This is a genomic window from Brevibacillus sp. HB1.2 (assembly GCF_013332495.1).
GTDB classification, from domain to species: domain Bacteria; phylum Bacillota; class Bacilli; order Brevibacillales; family Brevibacillaceae; genus Brevibacillus; species Brevibacillus porteri.
Map to the genome: position 1 here is coordinate 22,791 of NZ_JABMIU010000018.1, position 19,827 is coordinate 42,617.

The window sequence follows — 19,827 nt, forward strand, 5'->3', positions numbered from 1 at the left end:
GAGGAACCATGAGATGAGCGTACAACGTTATGCCCACCCGTATATTCCGAATTCTGCACCTGAAGTCAAAGAGAAAATGCTTACCGAAATCGGCTTTTCCAGCATCGAGGATATCTATGCGGACATTCCCAGGGAGCTGCGCCTACAAGAAAAAATGAACATCCCGAAAGCTTTGACCGAGTACGAGCTGGAGCGCCACGTCAACCAGCTGATGAACAAAAACCAAACCACAAAAGAAAATATCAGCTTCCTCGGCGCAGGCTGCTGGCCGCATTTTGTTCCGGCTGTCTGTGATGAAATCAACTCCCGCGCGGAGTTTCTGACGGCGTATGCTGGAGAGCCTTACGAAGACAAGGGGCGCTTTCAGGCGTTGTTCGAATACCAAAGCCTCGTAGCTGAACTGGTCGATATGGATGTCGTAAACGTTCCGACCTTTGACTGGGCACAGGCTGCTTCCACTGCTCTGCGCATGGCAGCACGTATCACCAAACGCACAGAGCTACTGGTCTCGAAAAATATCCATCCCGACAAGCTCTTGATCATCAAAAACTATACGTCTCCTGATCTTACTGTCACCACGATCGATTTTAAGAACGAAACAGGCAGTCTTGACCTGAATGATTTAAAAGCAAAGCTCAGTGTAGATACAGCAGCGGTTTACTTCGAAAACCCGACCTTCCTCGGCTCCGTGGAAGTAAACGGACAAATGATTGCGGACTTGGCTCATGCAGCGGGTGCCATTTGCGTAGTCGGTGTCGATCCCATCTCTCTCGGCGTGATGGAATCTCCGGCGAATTACGGCGCGGACATCGTGTGCGGAGATTTGCAGCCGCTTGGCGTACACATGCATTACGGCGGTGGGCAATCCGGCTTTATCGCGACGCATGATGATCCGACCTACGTCATGGAATATCCGTCCCGCTTGTTCGGAATCGCTCCGACAGAGGTCGAAGGCGAATACGGCTTCGGGGACGTCGCGTACGACCGCACCTCTTTTGCCAAGCGTGAAAAAGGCAAAGAGTCTGTCGGAACACAAACCGCGCTATGGGGCATTACCGCAGGCGTGTACTTAGCGACGATGGGACCTGTAGGCATGGAAGAAGTCGGGCAAGGCATCATGCAGCGCTCCCAATACGCCGCCAAACAGCTCTCTTCCATTCCCGGAGTCGAGGCCAAATTCACCGCTCCCTTCTTCAAGGAGTTCGTGATCGACTTTTCGCAAACAGGCAAAACCGTCAAAGACATCAACGCTGCTCTTCTCGCCAAAGGAATATTCGGCGGAGTTGATTTGACTGAACACTACCCGGAATTGGGTCAATGTGCACTCTACTGCGTCACAGAGGTTCATACCCAGAAGGATATTGATACGCTCGTCGCTGCCATCACAAGCATTTTGTAAAAACGAAAAAGGAGGAAATCGACCATGAAAACATCCGAAGGAACAATCGACAAAATGAAACGGATTCCGAGAGATCATAAGGTACGCCGCTTCCACCAAGCAAAATGGGATGAGCCTGTCATTTTCGAGCTGAGCCAGCCCGGCGAGCGTGGCGTCGAAGTACCACCCGTCGAGCCACACATCGTGGAGACCGTAGGCGATGGCATCTCTTCGCTGCCAGACAGCCTACGTCGGAAAAAACGGCCGAATCTTCCCGAGATTAGTCAGTACCGCGTGATCCGTCATTACTCCCGCATTTCGCAGGAGGTTCTGGGGTCGGATTTCAACGTCGAGATCGGGCAAGGCACCTGCACGATGAAATACTCCCCGAAAATCAATGAACGCTTCGTACGCTCGCCGAAAATGGCGGAGCTGCATCCGCTGCAAGACGAGTCCACTGTCCAAGGGATGCTGGAGATGACGTATCAGCTCGATCTATACTTGCGCGAGATTTCAGGAATGGACAAATTCTCGTTCCAACCGGGCAGCGGCACACAGGCGTTGTTTACCCAAGCCTCTATCGTGCGCAAATATCACGAAGCTCGCGGCGAAGGAGAACAGCGCAACGAGTTTATTACCACCCATTTTTCCCACCCATCCCAAGCAGCGACGGCCGCAGTCAAAGGCTTCAAAATCATATATGTACCAGCCGACGAAAACGGCTACCCTGATCTAGAAGCGCTAAAGGGCCTCGTCTCAGAGCGAACCGCTGCCTTTGCCGTAGCGAATCCAGAGGATACAGGCATTTACAACTCCCGCATCAAGGAGTTCACAGATGTCGTTCACGCCGCAGGGGGGCTGTGCTGCTACGACCAAGCAAACGCCAACGGTTTGCTCGGCATTACCCGCGCGCTGGAAGCAGGCTTTGACATGTGCTTCTTCAACCTGCACAAAACCTTCTCCGTTCCTCACGCTTGCGGCGGACCTGCAACAGGTGCCATCGGGGTCACTGCCGAGCTTGCGCCATTCCTGCCAGGACCGATCGTAGACTTCGACGGAGAGCGTTACTTCTATAAGCGTGATTTGAAAAACAGCATCGGGAAAGTCCGCAGCTTTTACGGCGTACCACCTGCTGTTCTGCGCTCCTACGCTTGGGTCCGTGCACTTGGTGCTGACGGCTTGAGGGAAGTTGCCGAAATCGCTTGCCTCAACAACAACTATCTCTATCACAAAATCACACAAATCCGCGGTGCGAGCGCTCCCTATATACAAGGTCGACGCCTGGAGCAGGTTCGCTATAGCTGGCAGCAGCTAAAAGAAGACACGGGCGTCACGACGTATGATGTTCAGCGCCGCATGATCGACTTTGCCCACCATTACTGGACCAGTCACCACCCGTACGTCGTGCCGGAGCCGTTTACGCTGGAACCGACGGAGTCCTATTCCATGGCAGAGCTCGACGAATACGTTGCGGCACTAACCCATATTTCACAGGAAGCCTATGAGAATCCGGAGATCGTCAAAACAGCGCCGCACAATAGTACAGGTCATCGTGTCCTAGAGTCCGTACTCGATGATCCTGATCAATGGTGCATCACATGGAGAGCTTATTTGAAAAAGACGGCACAAGGATAAAAAGAAAGAAACGCCAGCACAGATACGACAAGTGCTGGCGTTTTTTTCGTTGTGGAAGTTCATTTTAGAACTGATTCGGGAACTGCTTAATGATGCCTGCTGTTAGCACATCCGCCAATGAGATGATGTGATCCTCACCTTTGTCAAAGGTAGCAATGTCTGCTTCCCAGTCCTTTTTCAATCTCGCTTGGAGATTTCCGGTGAGCAGCTCCAAATGTTTGTACAGCAAATCCTTCAATTCCTTTTCGGTCCAATTGGGATTCGCGCTGCTTAAAAACTTGGCGATATCATCTGCGTTCCGGAACCAATCTTTATTTAATTTTGCCACACTCGCCTGATCGCCATTTTTTGCAGCATCAATAATTTTGCCTGCAATGACGATATGCTCAGTGAGAAGCTTGCCAAGCTTGTTGCCTGCTTCCTCTCCATAGTAAGGCTTAATCGCATTTCCGATATCCGTCTGGATTTTCAAAAGTCGCGCCAGTACCTTGTCTTTGTCTTCCAGTCCCGCCAAAGCGCTGACCAGATAGCTCCTCGTCCATAGTATATGGTCGATCCAGAGCTTTCTCATATCGCCCTGCAATTTGACTTCTTTCGGCTTTATGCATTCCTGTTGCTGGCCGTTTCCTTGTGATTCCTTGGCTACAGCCATCACCGGTACGCCTAGTAAAGCAAGGCAAATCATCAACAGTGTTGCTTTCCGGAGTATTGGAGTCATCATTGGGTCTTCTCCTCGTTATCGGTATGTAAAAGGTCCACAACCCAAAAGCTGGTGGTTAAAACTGATTCGGGAACTGCTTAATGATGCCTGCTGTCAGCACATCAGCGAATGAGATGATATGATCCTCACCTTGATCAAATGCAGCAATATCCGCTTGCCAGTCTTTTTTCAATCTCGCCTGGAGATTATTAGTGAGCAGCTTCAGATGCACGTACATCATCTCTTTTAGTTCCTTCTCGGTCCAATTAGGGTTGACGCTGCTTAAGAACTTGGCGATCTCATCCGCATTACGGTGCCACTCCTTATCAAGCTTTGCTACAGTAGCCTGATCGCCTTTTTTGGCTGCGTCAATGATTTTGCCGCCTATCGTAATATGCTCGGTCAGCAATTCGGTAAGCTTTTTACCTGCTTCCTCTCCGTAATACGGCTTCATTGCGTTCCCGATATCTACCTGGTTTTTCAAGAGACGTGCCTGTACGGCGTCTTTGTCTTCCAGCCCTGCCAAGGCGCTTACCATATAGGTGTGGTCCCACAGCAAATGGTCAATCCAGAGCCTGCGCATATCGCCCTGTAGCTTTACTTCTTTCGGCTTTATACACTCTGCCTGCTGTACATTTCCTTTCGATTCCTTGGCTGCTGCCATACTCGGCACACCAAGTAATGCCACGCAAATCATCAGCAATGTTACTTTCCTGAACACTGGAGTCATTTATTCCTTCTCCTTTTTTGATAAGTAGTGAATCCCGCTGTTATTTTGAGCAAAATTGGCTTTTTCATGCGTCTAACACATGCGTCCTGCAAATTGACACTTGTCCGAGGCATCCTTATAGTTGTCATTAGCAACAATTGCACGGACTACCTAACCTAGGAGGTTTCGCAATGAAATTAGATGAGTATATCGGCGTCATCGTGAAACGAACGGATTTAAAACTGAACAACTATTATCAAAAAGTATGCAATCCGTACAACATCACCATCGATCAGTGGATGATTTTTGTCGTGTTATGGGAAGAAGAAGGTTTGACCCAGAACGAGTTGGCAGAACGCACCTACAAGGATAAAACGAATATCGCACGGATGCTCTTTCTCATGGAAGAAAGAGGGTTCATTCATCGCGAAACAGATAAAAAGGATCGCCGCTCCCTTCGTGTCTATCTGACGGAAAAAGGGCGACTTTTAAAAGACGAGGTCCTTCCTCCCTCCATTGAAGCGTACGAGAAAACCATTGCAGGATTGACCGAAGAAGAAGTGAACCAATTTCGAAGAACACTCAATATTATTTATGAGAACGTAAAAAACTTCTAAAAACAAAACATATTGCAGGATGTCATTTTTTGTATATAATTAGTTGTTATAACAACAGTTTTTATAACAACTTTTAGGGCGGAATATATACAAAAAAGGAGTGAAAATGATGAGTACAGAAGGGATTTGGAGCACGCATTACCGAGCGTTGACGATTGGTATTATTCTTGTGGTCACTGCTACAGCATTTGAAGGCTTGGCTGTCACCACAATCGCCCCCGGTCTTTCCCGAGAGCTACAGGGTGAGGATCTGTATGGGTGGGTATTCAGTGCTTATTTGTTGGCTCAGCTGATTGGAACCGTGGTCACAGGTCAATTCGTCGATAGAAAAGGGCCTGCCCAGCCTTTCATTGTCACGATCGTGCTTTTTGCTGTTGGCATTGTAGTTGCTGCAATTGCGCCAGATATGCTTACTTTACTGCTTGGGCGAGTGATGCAAGGATTCGGAGCCGGTGCCTTGGTCAATTGCGTGTATACCATGATTACCTTGCGTTACCCCGATTCCCTTCGCCCTCAGATTCTTGCTGTCTTCTCCAGCGCTTATATTCTTCCTGGCCTGTTCGGACCATATGTAGCCGGGATTATTGCTGAACAGTTGTCGTGGAGATATGTCTTCTGGTTGATCCTTCCCTTTATCTTTCTGTCTGCACTCTTAACCACCCCCTCTTTCCGAGGCTTACAGCCGCAAAAAGCAAGCGCGGCAAACAATCGTAGTCTTCTTCTGCCTTTTTTCTTGGCCCTGGGGACTGGTGCCTTACTTTTGGGGCTGGGCAAAATCCCCTCCATCTACGGTTTCCTGCTATCCATCGCGGGTTTGCTCACCCTCAGTGTCCCGTTGTATAAGCTGATGCCAAAAGGAACGCTCCTCGCACGCTCTGGCTTACCTGCTGTCATCGCATCTCGGGGTCTTTTTGTCGCTGCCTATTACGGCACACAAACGTATCTCGTCCTTGGACTCACCTCGATTTTAGGTTTAACCGCCGACAAAGCTGGTTTAGCTGTTGCCTCCGCAGCAATCAGTTGGTCGCTGGCAGCCAATGTACAAGCAAAGCTGGACAAAAAAGACCAAGGGGCCGGTCGAAAAAAACGAATTATCACAGGTCTTGTCATTATGCTCATCGGAGTCACCTGCACCGTACCGCTGACGTTGATTCAACTAGACCTTTTCGGTATCGTGGTCGCGATTTTTAGCCAGATCATTATGGGCTTCGGAATCGGTTTGGCTCACCCGACAAGCGGTGCTATTGCGTTTTCTCTTGCAAAGCCTGGTGAAGAAGGAAAAGTATCTGCTGAAATATCTATCGCGGATACGTTCACACCTGCGATTGTCATTGGGATGGGGGGTGCCATCGTGTCTGTGATGACTGCCTTTGAGTTTTCACTTTCTGTTGGGATTACTGTTTCCCTGCTCCTTCAGACGTTCATCGTCCTACTGGGGCTGGCATCTGCTGCCCGACTGGCGACAAGTTCCGTATCTGTTCAAGAAAAAAGGACACCTTAAAAAGGTGTCCTTTACTCGTGTAGAAAGGATATGCCGCCTATTCTTATTTTTTAGGTGGCATGTCTTTCTTTTTTTGTCTGGATATGTACTGTTCTCCGACTCCTATCATCTGCTCCAAGATGGGAGCCAAGCTTTTGCAAAAGTCCGTTAACGAGTATTCTACTTTTGGTGGCACGGTCGGGTACACATGTCGCGCAATGATTTCGCTGTTTTCCAGTTCTCGCAACTGCACGGTGAGCACTTGTCGCGATACTTCCGGGATCAGCCGTTGCAATTCTCCAAATCGTCTCTTGTCCTTGAGCAGTTCATAAATAATGCGAGGCTTCCATTTTCCACTCATCAAATGGAGCCCTACCTCGACAGGACATCCAAACTGGTCATCTTGATATGGCATCTCGACCTCCCAATAGTCAGCTTTTTATGACTAGGTCATTTTTTTGTGCGTACTTTTCGCTCTGATTGACTCGAGCTATGCTTAACGCGCAACTACTGCGCCAAAAAGGAGCGCTCCTATGCCATTCTCTCAACGCAGTCAACCTGTCATAAACCCGGAAGATATGAACTCTGCCTTCGCAGAAGCGTTCAATTCCGGGGACATCATGAATCTTCTTGCTCTCTATGAACCGCAGGCTATCCTCATTACACAAGACAACGAGCAGAGCCAAGGAATCGAGCCGATCTGCCAAACACTGGAGAAATTACTCCAAGTGCAAGGTAAGATGGTTTCCACCAATGTATTTTGTGTTCCTTTTGAAAATATTGCTTTATTACGGGCTCACTTTATCATTCATACCACAGATGACGCAGGCAACTCCATGAAAATAGAAGGTCATACATCTGAAATCGTACGAAAGCAGCCAGATGGCAGTTGGCTGTATGTCGTCGATCATCCATTTGGCGCGAATCCGCCTATCTAATAAAAAAAGATGAGGGCACTAGCAGTAGGTGTCCTCTCCCAAAAACATCCCTATTCAGTCTCCTGCTTGTACAGGTTTTGTAATTCCTCGAGGCTTTTGTCTGTCTTGCGCAATCGTCTTTCCAGCCGATCCTGGACTACTCTGGGCAGTTCATTTTTCAAAATGTGTACAATATAAAACAGGGTTCCGATCATGACGAACATACTCAATATCAAGGTGATTTCTGGAGTAATAATAAAAAAGCACACACCGCCTATCAAAATCGTCAGTAGAATGTATCCAAACCATCTCCCCATGGTTCACTCCCCTTTACGATTCACAAAACACCTATATTTTACCAAATCATACAATCACTTGTCCTTGAAAAAAGGGTACCCTCCAGTAGTGATATCTACGTGAGGACACCCTGCTCTATTCCATCATGAAACTTTACCCAATAATCTTGGTCTTCTTCGCATTCTCCATCGACTTTTCAATAAGTCCGCTCAACGGACGCTTCAGCGCGAGGGCCACGAACAGGCTGATCCCGATAAAGCCGAATAATACGAGAATATCCCGAATCGCCGTTTCCCAAAGGATGCCGCCCACACCTTCACGCAACAGGCTGATCGCATACGTGAAAGGCATGTATGGGTTCAGCGCTTGGAAAAACGGTGAAGTCATGCTGATCGGGAACGTACCGCCCGAGCTGGAGAATTGAAATACCATGAAGATGATCGCTATTCCTTTGCCCACGTTGCCGAAAACGGACACCAGCGTGTACGTTATCGTAACGAACACCAGGCTGATCAGCATACCGAATAACACAAACGGAGCTTTATCCGCTACATAGGCCCCGAGGATGTAAATATCACCGAGCGTGACGAACAACGCCTGAAGTAGCCCGATGGTCGCGAACGTTCCCAAGCGTCCCAGGTACAACTGATACGGCTTGTACACTCCGCCCGGATTTTCCGCATTCGGCTTCAGCAGAGAAATCAACAAGGTCGCACCTACCCAAAGAGACAGCACACCGTAAAACGGCGACATGGCCGAACCATAATTCGGAATCGGATATAGGCGGTTTTCCTTGATCTGCACCGGACTTGCGAGGAATTCGCTCTCTTTTTTAATGTCACCACGCAATAGCTTGGCAAGATCAGCGAAGTTGTTGTTCGCCTCGACTTCTCTCAGCTTGTCAGCCGCCTGCCCAATGGCACTCTCCAGCTTAGGCAGATCATCGCGAACCAATGTGGCAACTCTGTGGACTCCTGCCTCCACCTCCGGGAGCTTGTAGCGCACAAAATCAGCCAGCTTGGTCAAATTCGCCTCCGCTTTGGGCAGATCGTTCTGGACGAATGCCGCTGCCTCGTCGAGCTTTTTCCCGATAGTAGGAAGATTCCCCTTCAAGAACGGAGCTGCTACGCGAATGGCATTTGCAAAAGCATCCGACTTGCTTCTGAGCGTTTGCGCGAGCTCGTGGACTTGCGCCCGTATTTGCGGCATATCCTGCTGGATTCGTTTCAGTTCTGCCAATCCCAGCTCCAAGCCCGTCTTTGTCTCTTGAAGAATCGCTTCGATATCCGGTAGTTTTTCTTGGGCCTTATGCAGTAGATCGGCAGATTCTCCTGTGATCACCTTCAGCCTTTCAATGCCCTCGGATATTTTCGGAACGATTTCGCTATCGTAACGGGACAGGATGTCTCCCAATTCCGCGCTGGTATTTTTCGAGAGCTGATTCAAGCTCTCCACCAAATCTTTCGCAGGCTGCTTGCCTTTTTCCAGCGCGCTTGCAATTGTGCCGAGAATCTCGATTTGTCGGTTCATTCTGCTCTCAATCGTGCGCAGCCTCTCTGCGAAATGACTCAATGGCTGTCCAGGAATATAACTGTTTACTTTCTCTACAAGCGATGCGGTATGCCCCAAAACATTGGCGGCTCTGGCTAACCTGTCTTTCACAGCATTTACCTCACTCGCAGTAGGCAGGCGATCCGGATTGATTTGCAACAGTCTGTCCGTAAGTTGTGTGAGTGCATCCGAGGCTTGCTGGGCTAAGATGAGATTTTGCTTGATCAGCGGTGCAATCGTTTCAAAGGCACCGTCATGCTTCGTAAAAAAGTCATTGAGCTGATCGGCAACAGCCGCGCCCTTATCAGTCAGATCAGCGATACGCGGCAACGCATCTTGAGCAGCCGAAACGATCTCAATGGCCTGACTCGCTTTTTCTGTGGCCGTAGTCACTGCGTTTGCGACTTTATCAAAATTTTGATCCAGCTCTTCAATTCGTCCGACGGCTTGCTCAATCACCGGCAGCTTGTCTTCCATCGCGATAATGACAGACGCCGCCTCATTGATTTTCGGCCAGTTTTGCTGAATCTTGAGCACTGCCTGCCCTGCTTGATTGATTTCGGGGATTCTTTTTTCCACTTCCAAAATGATCTGCGCTTTCTCGTGAATCTCGGGAAGTTTCTTTTCAATCTCCAACACTTTTTGCCCAGCGGCACGAATCTCAGGCAGGCTTTTTTCCAGTTGGAAAACGCCACTCTCGATTTTGCGGATGGTCGGCAATTGCTCTTCAATTTTAATGCCGATCTCTGTAAGCTTCGTCAGCAAGGCTTCACTGACGCTTTCCGTAAAACTCTCGTTGATCTGCTTGGCAATCGCTGAAACACCTGATGAAGTGATTTTGGGTGCGACGGCGTTCACTTTTTCGTTGACCGTATAGATCACTTCAGGCTTGTTCAGGTCGCCATGGACAATTCCCGTGATTTTCGTGGAAAAGTCAGCTGGGATCAGGATGCTGGCATAGTAATCGCCCCGCTCTACGCCCCGTCTGGCCTCTTCTTTGTCCACAAAGGTCCACCCTAGCTTCTGGTTGTTGTGCAAGCTCTTTATGAGCTCGTCTCCGATGTTGACCTTTTGGTCGCCAACTGTGGCTCCCTGATCCTCGCTCGTTACCGCCACCTTGACACCTTGCGTATTGGCGTAAGGGTCCCATACTGATTTGATGTTGATCCAATCGTATAAACAAGGAAGGAGAATGATGGCGATGATCAGAAAAATCCCAGTCGGGACCTTGAAAATGTTAATCCAGTCCGTTTTGTAAATCTTCCATATAGACCGCATGTATGTACCACCTAGTAGGAAAGAATGGATGAATCTTTGCACTCACATGACAGTTTACCATGGAAGGAAATGATCGGGAATGAGCTGTCAGTAGTATCATGAGCTGCTGCACGCCAATTTATGAAGGACAATCTTCAACGCGCTGGACTCACCATATCAAAGCTCCAATCCACATTTTCATACCTTTTTACTAGCTGACTGGCCGTGATCGTTACCGGTTGATTTTCCCTTCCTTTCGGGAAATCGCGGATCGTGATCGTTCTTGCTTGGGGACGATCTTTTTCCATAGAAGGATCTTCCAGCTCCATTTTAACGACGCCCAATCCGATTGCATCGACTCCACGGTATTCATAGGTGTCGGGATGATAGGTGAACTCTGCCTTTACGATACCGACGTATCCGGATGTGCCGGGATCTGGATTAGGCTCGGGCGCGATGCGAAACGACTTTAAGACAAACGTATTTCCCTCATTCGTGAAGGTTAGAGGCTGTTTGTTGAGGTCAGCAGGCGTAAAAGTCAGGAGCAGATCGGATGGTTCTGCCTTCTCGATGTAGACAGTACGATACGTCAGTTTTTTGTTTGGTTCAATCGGTCCATAAAACTCGCCATCTGCCCCGTTCGTATCCATCACAACCTTGCCTTTCTCATCGACGATTTCCCACATGACTGTCGCATTCTCCCCAAAGAAATCCCATAGCTCTTGGGCGGTAACCTTATCCCGGTAGAGCGAATTGTAGACTTTTACCCCTGCTTGCACTCTCGACTCCATGCGGGCAAGCTCTTGCTCATTCATTTTGGACGAGAGAATCAGTTTCGATTCCATCGGTGTCAGCACCAGTCGGTCAGCCACTAGGATAAATCCTTGCGGCGAGGTATACGTCTTCTTGAGTGGAATCGTTTGGGTTGCCGACTTGCTTTTTTCCAGTGAGACAGGAACCTTCAAGTGCCAGCTTCCGTAAGTCTGCTTGACCTTCTCTTCTTCCTCTTTTGAAGCTTCATCTTGCAGGTCCACTCTGTTTACTTTCAGGTTGAGAATCAAATCGTTCGGTATATTTTCAGGGAGATACAAGGTCTCAAAGCCGTAGGAATGCTGTACCTGGGTTCCGATGTACTTCCCGTTTTGGTCTGACAGGAAAATCCGGTTATCCTTGTTTTCAAACTCAATCGAAGCTTCCAGCTCTTGATTTTGTTCGGTAAAAAACCGAATCGACACGTACATTTTTACTGGATCGACCAGAATCTCATCTACCAACATAGTAATGCCTTGATCGGTTACCTTTTGATTCACTTTTTGAGAAAAGCCTAGATCGCCTCCGCGCTGCATTTCCGCGATAAACGACTCGGAAAAAATCGATGTGACATAGTGCGCAAGCGTAGGAGATGAGACGACACCCACTGTCAGGGCAAGCAACAGTATGGCGGCAGTAAGACCTGCCCTTTGCCATAGACGACTGCCTGTCCATTTTTTTCGGCGCATCGGTCCTTGTTGTTGCTCTTCTACCTGTAAAATTTCCCCCATGACTTTTTCGGTGAAATGATCCGAGGCAGATACGATCGGCCAAGGTTTACTCAAGTCGGCATCCACTTCGTCGACTTCCTGAAGCAGCATGGACTGACAATGTTCACAACCAGCGATATGGTCCTGAAGCTCTCTTCCTTCTTCATATGAAAGCTCTCGGTCGACTTGATTGATCAGCCTAACACAATCAGCACATTTCATGAAGCTCCCCCCTTTTCCCCATGAGTTCACGTAGCTTTTTCTTTGCGCGGTACAAGTGAACCTGCACGGTTGTCACCGGCACTTGCATCGTCTCAGCAATTTCTTGATAACTCAGCTCTTCAAAATACCGCAGCGTAAGTACGATCCGGTAATGGGAAGCGAGCTCTTCCATGACAGCGAATAGTTCGTTTTGTTTTTCAAGCGCCAGATAAAATGACTCCGGGTTTTCTTCGCAGGTAAGAGCCGTATTGGACTCTTGTAAAGGTACGCTCGGATGCTTCTCGGCCCTCCGCCACGCTTGCAGACAACAATTGATTGCGATTTTGTTTAACCAAGCTGAAAACGGACGGCTCGCATCGTATTGCTGCAAGCATTTATACGCATTAACGAAAGCTGACTGTGCGAAATCTTCTGCATCCTCTGGGGAATTGCCCATCCTCACGAGTAGCGAGCACACCCTGTTTTTGTACTTGTTCACAAGGTGGGCAAAGGCATGCGGGTCGCCTCCCAAGACTTGCTTCACCCACTCTTGATCATCCTCCATGAACTGTCGCTCCCTTCTATTTCTATCACCAGACATTCCGTTCACTTATACTGTCCAGCAATCATTCTACCTTTACTATGAAAAGATCGGTTTTTTTCTTACAAGGGTTGGATAAATATTTTCAGGACAGAAAAAAAAGCCCAACCATCACTGGTCAGGCTCTTCCTAGTAAATCGGTACCTCTATTTTCTCACCTTCAACTTGTACTCGCTCGTATGACCATCGTTCTCAGCAACAATCGTCAGCGTGGTTTTTTCTGGAGCATCCTCATGGACGGTTACCAGACCATCCTCGCTAATCACCGCATATTCTTCCTCCACTACACGGTAAGTAGTTCCTGTGCTTTCCTTGGTCATATCTCGTCCACTGCGGTCTGTCATGTTCGCCCATACGATCATTTGAACAGTATCACCAGGCTTCACTGAACTCTTTTTGGTGGATAGATTGATACTTTTGATTTCCGCAATGGAGAAAGTCACTTTGGTCGATTTTTCTCCGTTTGTCACCTTGACTGTAAATTTCTTGCCAGGTCGTGCATCCTTGGAAACCTCAATCAAGCCGTTTTCATCAACAGTGACGCTATCGTTGTCAGATTCATAAACCGTTCCGCTCTCGCCATCGGTCAGATCCTGTTTGGTGCGGTTCGAGAACGATCCTGTTACTTGAAGCTGGAGATTCTCTCCTGGCAACAGTGTTGCTTTGCTTGGCGTAACTTTCACGCTTTGCAGACCTGCACTCGCTACCATGTAGATGCCCGGTTTTTCGATATCAAAGCTTGCGCGGTCCCCCGTTTTGATAACCTCTACTGTTTTTCCTTTGGAAGTCTTGAGGCTGCTCCATTCTTTCTCCGCTTCATCATAATGATGAGCCGTCAAATATTTATCCTTTTTCTCGTAAGGCAGAATCATGCGGACAGTCTCGCTGTCAAAGCGTTTCCATTCCTTGTTGTCTGCTTTCAGGCGAACTTCGTATATATCGCTGGCATTGCCCGATTTCGAAGGCTTTTTGATGTCGTCCAGCTTCGAGATCTCAGCGTGGATATCCGCACTGTCATGCTCTTCGAGAAGCTCGCTGGACAGCCACACACCTGCGTCTTCCTTGTTCACCAAGGCTACATTGATTTGTTTTTGTGCCAATGCATCGACGATATCACCACTTAGTGTCATCGAAGATTTTTCTTCTTCCTTCGATTTTTTCGCTGCACGCACTTCATGACGAGCGCCGTCCATGCGAATCTCGATTGTCTTCTCCAATCCAAACAGCGATGCTTGCTTGTCCAGTGATGTCTCGATGGACTCTACTGCTTGGGCAAAACGTTCGATCTGAGCGACTACCTTCTCCGTATTTTCGCTATCGTCTGCTTCGATCGTGCTGACTTGTGTCAAAAGTTCAGCGATTGGTTCTTTCAGCTTTTTCACCCATTTTTCAGAGAGATCGTCTTTATCCAGCTTGGCAATCGTCGTCTCTGCTACATGAGCCATGACTTTTACTGCTTGCTCCCATTGTTCTTGATCGTTTTTCTCGATCTCACCTACAACTGGCAAGAAAGCATCCTTCAACAGGGAATAGGTCTGTTCTAACACCTGATCCTCATCGACGATATCCTCTTTCCACTTGGAAACCATCGCGGCCAACACGGTATCCGTTGCATCGGAGACCAAAGCAAGATGCGTAGAATCACTGAGCTTGTCGTCCTTGATCAGCTTGGACAATTGCTTGATCGCATTCTCGGCTTGCTTCTCTACTACATCCTCATCTGTAGCGTTCTTAATGGCATCAGCAGCAGCACGATTGGCTTGGCGCAACTGCTCATCTGGCGTGAGTACAGGTGGATCTACCGGTGGTGTGACTGGCGGTACTTCGGTAAACGCGTCCTTCAGTGCTGTTTGCGCAAAGTCCACTGACTCTGTGTCCTTTTGCTTGGAGAAAGCGAGAATGTTCGTCGCGCCATTCGGGATCGCCGTACCATTCGGCATCGCGTAGATGACCTTATCGCCTGTCTTGGCTACAGATGCGATCGCTGACTGACCGGACAGCTTGCCCTCGTCGTTCCCCCAGTAGAGTACATACTCGTCAATGTTCGCTTCATTTGCCGCAGGAGTGATCGTGACGTCCCCGCCAATCACACCCTTATTTGTGTCGGCATCGGTAAAGGATACTGCCTGTGGTGCCTGTGCCTGCGTTTCATCGACAATCGTAAAGGTCACGCGGCCAAGCTCCAAATTATCGTTATCTGTGCGATACTCTGCTTCCCCGACATAAATCGCATCGTATTTGCCCGGAGCGAGCTTCAAATCCTTGAATGAGACCGTTCCATTGGGTTGCTTCACGCCGCTCGTTTTTTGCTGAGCGATTGCTTTTACATTTTTGCCCAACTTCGTGCCTGTAGGGAAAATACCGATCCAGTCTTCTCTTACCGAACTCGTGTAGGCCACTTCAATCGCTTCTGACGACAGGTACTTCTCCTTCACCATCTGAACCGTAGGATTGCTCAAGGTCAGATCTGGATCGGTAGAAGGGTCTACCACTGGAATTTTCTTGGATAGATCAATTTCATATTGTGCATTGGCGATCCACGTGTCGTTTTTAAAATCTCTGCCTTTTACCAGGACTTTATCCTTGTAAACTTCCACGAAAAAGCCTTGGCTTCCGTCCTTGCCTGTATTCGCGTCTGTCCACAGATAAGAGGTAGCACCCGCATTAAACATCGTGGCGTATTTGGCGTTGTACATCGTATCTTTCGCACCCAACTCCCAGTGTGTATGTCCACTGAACAGGAAAGCTCCAGGATGCTTCGCCAGGATCGTTTTCAATTCTGTATCTTGTCTGACACCGTACCAGTAATTGCTTTTGAGATAGCCATCATTGGCACCGGCTACCGTGTTCTTCAACGGTTGGTGATGGAAAATGAACGTCGGCTTGCCCCCAGACTCAGCCAGCTTCTCATCCAGCCATTTCAACTGCGTTTCAGACAGGTAGGAATAGTCTTTCAGCCCTTTTTCCGTGCCAAGGAAAATGAACTGGTAGCCGTTGATCCACTCACTGTAGTAGCTGGACTTCATGTTGGTGTACTTGTGGAACAGCTCGGAAAACTGCGTCCAGTCCCCCCAGCGAACGTCGTGGTTCCCTTGCACAAAATAGGTTTCCGGGAGTTGGTCCTTGTACATGTTAAAAATCCGGGCCAGCTCCATGTATTGCGCTTCGGTTCCGTTCTCGGTATTGTCCCCGATAGTCATGAGTCCGTCACTGTCCGGATTCAGCGCAACCATATCTTTGAAAGCATCTTCGAGGTTTTTATTATGAACGTGATCCTTGCTGGTTTGCACATGCATGTCGGTGATGACTTCAAAGCTGACCAATGGCTTCTCTTTCACCATTCCTGGGATCGTAAACTCTGCGCTCGCAGTCGTTTCACCCGCAGCTGAATCCGAGTAAGCGAGGAGCTTCGTCGCACCTTTTGGAATGACCGTGTTAGCTGGGATTGTATAGGTCGCATACGTTTCACCTGGCGTAGTTGGAGGCTGCACTTGTGCGATGATCGGCTCTCCTGGCAGCTTTCCGACATCATTTCCCCAGTACAGATTGTAATGAGCCACATTCGCAGGATCGGCAGGGATTTTGATTTTCACATCGCCTGCGATCTGATCTGCATCGTCATCCGTATCGACAAAAGTAATACCCGCAGGAGGATTCAAGGTAATGATCGAAAAAGGAGCTCGCTGAAAAATGTTGTAGCCGTCATTTTGCATGTACAGCGCCTCGTACTCACCTGCTGGCAATGACTTTGTAAAGCTCATCGCACCATTCGGCTGACCGTTTGCACTCGTATATTGCCAAGCGAGAGAAGGATTGCTGCCCTGTGGAATGGCACCTGCTTTATACAGTCCGATCCAATCCTTCAAGGAAGCTCCTGTATACGACAAGGAAACCGGTTGACCATACAAATAGGTTTGCTTGTCCATCGTGACAGTTTGCGCTCCTGCTGCCTGAACACCTTGGATCATAAAAGGTTGAGTCATTCCCATGAAGGCAACCGTAACACCCAGTACCATCGACATCGTTTTGTTTATCACTTTCATAATAAACGCGCACCTCATTTCGATCAGATTGATAGAGTCCGACTGATGATTTTTACACGACCTTGCTGCTGACTTTCAGACCAATGACACCAATCACAATGAGTGACATCCAGAGCATTTGCTGTAGATTGATCATTTCTTTGAATAAGAAAATACCAACGAATGTAATGAGAACAATCCCGACACCAGACCAGATCGCATAAGCGACACCGACCTGTATATAGCTGAGTGCGAAATTAAGCAGAGTAAAGCTGGCACCGTACAACAGAAACATCAGAATGGATGGCCACAGCTTGGTAAAGCCCGCAGATAGTTTCATCGAAGTCGTACCTGCTAGCTCCAACAGAATAGCGAATGCGAGGAGAACCCACCCCCACCCGATCCCCTCATTCATGCCGTGATGCCTCCACCTTCAGCTGTGCGTAGGAGGAAATCACTGCTTCTGCTTTCTCCAGGATTTGAATCCGGTCAGACGAGTCTTCCTTGCTCACAATGCCAATCGTCACGGAAACCCCTGCACTTTTCCCCATGCGTATGTCGCCGCTCGTATCGCCGATGACAGCGACTTCTCTCGGCTTCAAGCCCAATTGGGTACAAGCTTTTACCACCATGTCGGGATAAGGCTTGCCACGCTCTACCTGATCATTCCCGATAATGACTGGAAAATAAGAGCGAATGCCCATCCATTCCATATGCTTGATCGCTTCCTCTGTTTCGTCTGCGGTTACAATCCCCATAAACATTCCGTGGTCGCGACATTGTTCGAGGAACGGGATCAGCCCCGGAATGGGATAGGCAGGACGAGTCTGCTCCATATCCTGATAAGCTCGCTCCTTGCACTCTCTAGCGAGTCTCATTGATTCTCCCCACGATAGTCCCTGACGATAACCTTGCCATGCCAGGATCGCAAGCAAATCACCAGTCGAACCCATCGCTAACGGACCATTGATGCTGTAGTCGCATACGTGCCCGTCTTCGTCGTGAACAGTCCCCCACAGCTCTGCGAGAGGAGCGATCTGGGCCGGCTGTGGAAGCTGGCTGGCAAAATGACGATGGACGGATTCGCTCCAGTACCCCCAGAGCCGCACAAACTCCAGCAAAGTACCATCCTTATCGAACAAAATCGCTTTGACCGTATATCTCTTGTTGTTAACAAGTAAGTCGGGCATCTTTTTCCCACCTGCATTCCATTTTGAATCGGATTTGACTTTACTCTTTCGTCCTGACGAGAAGCGCATCCGTTCTTTTCTGAATCTTGCCTGCCATCCACATGATCGCGGTACGTACCAACAGATTCGCCACAATGATTAACGTAGACATCGCAGCAGCTTGCGCGATATCACCTGAGTCCTCCTTATTCACAATCGCAACCGCAGCCGGTTTCAGGTCCGGTGCATACAAGAAAATAATGGCCGAGACCGTCACCATGCTATTGATGAAATAGTAGAGGAACACTTCCAAAATCGTCGGCAATGACAACGGAACTGTCACCCGCAGCAATGTCCGATACCAGGGCACATTCATCGATTCCGATGCAGCCTCGAACTCACTATCCAGCTTCTTCAGACCGGACGTCATCGTCAGGAAAGAAACCGAGTAGAAGTGAACGATGTTACACAAAATGACGATCCAAATCGTGCCGTAAATGCCATGCAGCGGTTGATTCGGATTGTTGAAAAAGAATACGTAGATCAAACCGAGCACGAGTCCTGGCAATGCAAGCGGCAGCATGGACAGAAAATACGCTGACTGACGCAGCAGACGATGCCCGCGTGACTTCTCGATGAGATATGCGAACAAAAAAGTAGCGACTGTACCAATCAATGCCGTCGCAAACGCGATAAGCAAGCTCGTCACAAACGGTCCTTCCCCATCCAAAAAGTCTTCGTAGTGTGTAAAGGAAATGGACAGATTGTACGGCCACACTTTTACAAGAGAGCCGTAAATCGCAACCAGGATGATGCTAATAATCACAGCGGACACGGCGGAGCAAAACACGTAGAACAACCCATCTCGCAGTTTGTTGCGTTCAATTCGGTAAGGGGTGGACTTCGCACTCAACCAACCGCTCTGTTTACGTTGGGAGATGCGATCGATCACAAATGAAATGACGGCTGGTATCAACAGCAACACCCCAACGGCCGCACCCATTTGCATGTTTTGTTGCCCAATAACCTGCTTGTACAAATCTGTCGCCAGCACGTTGTACTGCCCGCCGACCACTTTGGGAGCACCGAAGTCGGTAAAGGTCAAGACGAAGCAGACAAAAATGGCACTGATCAGCGCAAACCTCGTACCTGGTACCGTGACTGTCCAAAATGTGCGCCACTTGGACGCCCCGAGCGTTTCTGCCGCTTCATACATCCGGTAATCTGCACTTGCGAGTGCCACCGACAGCATCAGAAACGCCTGCGGAAACGTATAGAGTACTTCCGCCATCACAATCCCGATAGGCCCGTAGAGCTCCATACGGAATTCCGGCAACAGCCCAAAAAATCCGGTAGAAATCAGCCCTTGATTGCCAAACAGGTAGGTCAGCGCCAAGCCGTGCAGCATAGAGGGGGCGAATAGCGGCAAGAGCGCAACAGACCGATAAAACCATTTGCCACGAATCGCGCTTCTCTCCAGTGCGTAAGCAAATCCGAAGCCCAGCGTAACGGCAATGATCGTCGTGACCGTCGACACCTTAATGGAGTTCCACAATGACATCACGAGAGCCGGCGTCGAGAAGTAATTGGCAAAGTGCATGAGCCCAATAAAGTTCCCGTCCTGATCCGTAACTGCCTTGATCACCAGCTCACCAAGCGGCAGCAGGATGGCAAACAACAGCGCGATGGTCATGCAGAAGATGATCGCGTTTTGGCTCCATTGGTTGGCATCAGGGCGTATTCGTTTTAACCAGGTGTCCATATCGTATGCGC

Annotated in this window: 16 protein-coding genes; 5 read left to right on the plus strand and 11 right to left on the minus strand. The window is 48.9% G+C overall.

Going from position 1 to position 19,827, the window contains the following annotated elements:
• Nucleotides 1–13 precede the first annotated feature (13 nt).
• Nucleotides 14–1,399: an aminomethyl-transferring glycine dehydrogenase subunit GcvPA gene (gcvPA, locus tag HPY28_RS26635; protein WP_174231742.1), complete on the plus strand. Its 1,386-nt coding sequence runs from the start codon at nt 14–16 to the stop codon at nt 1,397–1,399.
• A gap of 24 nt (nt 1,400–1,423) precedes the next feature.
• Nucleotides 1,424–3,013 (plus strand): aminomethyl-transferring glycine dehydrogenase subunit GcvPB, encoded by a 1,590-nt coding sequence (gene gcvPB / locus HPY28_RS26640; RefSeq protein ID WP_174231743.1) that lies wholly within the window; start codon nt 1,424–1,426, stop codon nt 3,011–3,013.
• 64 nt (nt 3,014–3,077) lie between these two features.
• On the opposite strand, the gene HPY28_RS26645 is transcribed toward gcvPB, so the two are convergent.
• Together HPY28_RS26645 and HPY28_RS26650 are read right to left on the minus strand one after the other, a co-directional pair.
• Nucleotides 3,078–3,731, minus strand: a complete 654-nt coding sequence (locus HPY28_RS26645; RefSeq protein ID WP_173623522.1) for a glycosyltransferase — start codon at nt 3,729–3,731, stop codon at nt 3,078–3,080.
• Nucleotides 3,732–3,789: 58 nt separating this feature from the next.
• Nucleotides 3,790–4,443, minus strand: coding sequence for a glycosyltransferase (locus HPY28_RS26650; RefSeq protein ID WP_173623453.1), 654 nt, complete (start codon nt 4,441–4,443; stop codon nt 3,790–3,792).
• Between the two features lie 170 nt (nt 4,444–4,613).
• Between HPY28_RS26650 and HPY28_RS26655 the strand changes: the two genes are divergently transcribed.
• Together HPY28_RS26655 and HPY28_RS26660 are read left to right on the plus strand one after the other, a co-directional pair.
• The gene (locus HPY28_RS26655) at nt 4,614–5,039 is read left to right on the plus strand and encodes a MarR family winged helix-turn-helix transcriptional regulator (protein WP_088910000.1); all 426 of its coding nucleotides are present in this window, start codon (nt 4,614–4,616) and stop codon (nt 5,037–5,039) included.
• 109 nt (nt 5,040–5,148) lie between these two features.
• Nucleotides 5,149–6,540: an MFS transporter gene (locus HPY28_RS26660; RefSeq protein ID WP_174231760.1), complete on the plus strand. Its 1,392-nt coding sequence runs from the start codon at nt 5,149–5,151 to the stop codon at nt 6,538–6,540.
• 43 nt (nt 6,541–6,583) lie between these two features.
• Here HPY28_RS26660 and HPY28_RS26665 read toward each other — a convergent pair whose 3' ends face one another.
• Nucleotides 6,584–6,934, minus strand: coding sequence for a winged helix-turn-helix transcriptional regulator (locus tag HPY28_RS26665; RefSeq protein WP_174231744.1), 351 nt, complete (start codon nt 6,932–6,934; stop codon nt 6,584–6,586).
• A gap of 118 nt (nt 6,935–7,052) precedes the next feature.
• On the opposite strand from HPY28_RS26665, the gene HPY28_RS26670 reads away from it, so the two are divergent.
• Nucleotides 7,053–7,457 carry a YybH family protein gene (locus HPY28_RS26670; protein WP_174231745.1) on the plus strand — a complete coding sequence of 135 codons (405 nt, stop codon included), beginning with the start codon at nt 7,053–7,055 and terminating at the stop codon, nt 7,455–7,457.
• A 50-nt stretch (nt 7,458–7,507) separates the two neighbouring features.
• Here HPY28_RS26670 and HPY28_RS26675 read toward each other — a convergent pair whose 3' ends face one another.
• From HPY28_RS26675 to HPY28_RS26710, 8 genes are all read right to left on the minus strand, one after another.
• Entirely contained in the window at nt 7,508–7,753 is a 246-nt protein-coding gene (locus HPY28_RS26675) for a hypothetical protein (protein ID WP_174231746.1), read from the minus strand.
• 133 nt (nt 7,754–7,886) lie between these two features.
• Nucleotides 7,887–10,562, minus strand: a complete 2,676-nt coding sequence (locus HPY28_RS26680) for a YhgE/Pip domain-containing protein (RefSeq protein WP_174231747.1) — start codon at nt 10,560–10,562, stop codon at nt 7,887–7,889.
• Nucleotides 10,563–10,696: 134 nt separating this feature from the next.
• A complete protein-coding gene (locus HPY28_RS26685; RefSeq protein WP_174231748.1) occupies nt 10,697–12,283 on the minus strand; it encodes a DUF4179 domain-containing protein in 1,587 nt (528 codons plus the stop codon).
• A complete protein-coding gene (locus tag HPY28_RS26690; RefSeq protein WP_017246698.1) occupies nt 12,270–12,827 on the minus strand; it encodes an RNA polymerase sigma factor in 558 nt (185 codons plus the stop codon). The genes HPY28_RS26685 and HPY28_RS26690 overlap by 14 nt, the downstream gene beginning before the upstream one ends.
• Before the next feature lie 182 nt (nt 12,828–13,009).
• Nucleotides 13,010–16,906: a metallophosphoesterase gene (locus HPY28_RS26695; RefSeq protein WP_174231749.1), complete on the minus strand. Its 3,897-nt coding sequence runs from the start codon at nt 16,904–16,906 to the stop codon at nt 13,010–13,012.
• 52 nt (nt 16,907–16,958) lie between these two features.
• Nucleotides 16,959–17,300 (minus strand): DMT family transporter, encoded by a 342-nt coding sequence (locus HPY28_RS26700; RefSeq protein ID WP_017246700.1) that lies wholly within the window; start codon nt 17,298–17,300, stop codon nt 16,959–16,961.
• Nucleotides 17,293–18,075, minus strand: coding sequence for an HAD family hydrolase (locus HPY28_RS26705; protein WP_174226404.1), 783 nt, complete (start codon nt 18,073–18,075; stop codon nt 17,293–17,295). The genes HPY28_RS26700 and HPY28_RS26705 overlap by 8 nt, the downstream gene beginning before the upstream one ends.
• A gap of 40 nt (nt 18,076–18,115) precedes the next feature.
• Nucleotides 18,116–19,816, minus strand: coding sequence for a putative 2-aminoethylphosphonate ABC transporter permease subunit (locus HPY28_RS26710; RefSeq protein WP_174231750.1), 1,701 nt, complete (start codon nt 19,814–19,816; stop codon nt 18,116–18,118).
• Nucleotides 19,817–19,827: the final 11 nt, after the last annotated feature.

Bases quoted from the DNA above. Each gene is read 5' to 3' on its own strand.
- gcvPB (WP_174231743.1), top strand. From the start codon at position 1,424: ATGAAAACATCCGAAGGAACAATCGACAAAATGAAACGGATTCCGAGA.
- HPY28_RS26650 (WP_173623453.1), bottom strand. From the start codon at position 4,443: ATGACTCCAGTGTTCAGGAAAGTAACATTGCTGATGATTTGCGTGGCA.
- HPY28_RS26655 (WP_088910000.1), top strand. From the start codon at position 4,614: ATGAAATTAGATGAGTATATCGGCGTCATCGTGAAACGAACGGATTTA.
- HPY28_RS26695 (WP_174231749.1), bottom strand. From the start codon at position 16,906: ATGAAAGTGATAAACAAAACGATGTCGATGGTACTGGGTGTTACGGTT.
- HPY28_RS26670 (WP_174231745.1), top strand. From the start codon at position 7,053: ATGCCATTCTCTCAACGCAGTCAACCTGTCATAAACCCGGAAGATATG.
- HPY28_RS26675 (WP_174231746.1), bottom strand. From the start codon at position 7,753: ATGGGGAGATGGTTTGGATACATTCTACTGACGATTTTGATAGGCGGT.
- HPY28_RS26685 (WP_174231748.1), bottom strand. From the start codon at position 12,283: ATGAAATGTGCTGATTGTGTTAGGCTGATCAATCAAGTCGACCGAGAG.
- HPY28_RS26680 (WP_174231747.1), bottom strand. From the start codon at position 10,562: ATGCGGTCTATATGGAAGATTTACAAAACGGACTGGATTAACATTTTC.
- HPY28_RS26700 (WP_017246700.1), bottom strand. From the start codon at position 17,300: ATGAATGAGGGGATCGGGTGGGGGTGGGTTCTCCTCGCATTCGCTATT.
- HPY28_RS26645 (WP_173623522.1), bottom strand. From the start codon at position 3,731: ATGACTCCAATACTCCGGAAAGCAACACTGTTGATGATTTGCCTTGCT.
- HPY28_RS26690 (WP_017246698.1), bottom strand. From the start codon at position 12,827: ATGGAGGATGATCAAGAGTGGGTGAAGCAAGTCTTGGGAGGCGACCCG.
- gcvPA (WP_174231742.1), top strand. From the start codon at position 14: ATGAGCGTACAACGTTATGCCCACCCGTATATTCCGAATTCTGCACCT.
- HPY28_RS26665 (WP_174231744.1), bottom strand. From the start codon at position 6,934: ATGCCATATCAAGATGACCAGTTTGGATGTCCTGTCGAGGTAGGGCTC.
- HPY28_RS26705 (WP_174226404.1), bottom strand. From the start codon at position 18,075: ATGCCCGACTTACTTGTTAACAACAAGAGATATACGGTCAAAGCGATT.
- HPY28_RS26660 (WP_174231760.1), top strand. From the start codon at position 5,149: ATGAGTACAGAAGGGATTTGGAGCACGCATTACCGAGCGTTGACGATT.
- HPY28_RS26710 (WP_174231750.1), bottom strand. From the start codon at position 19,816: ATGGACACCTGGTTAAAACGAATACGCCCTGATGCCAACCAATGGAGC.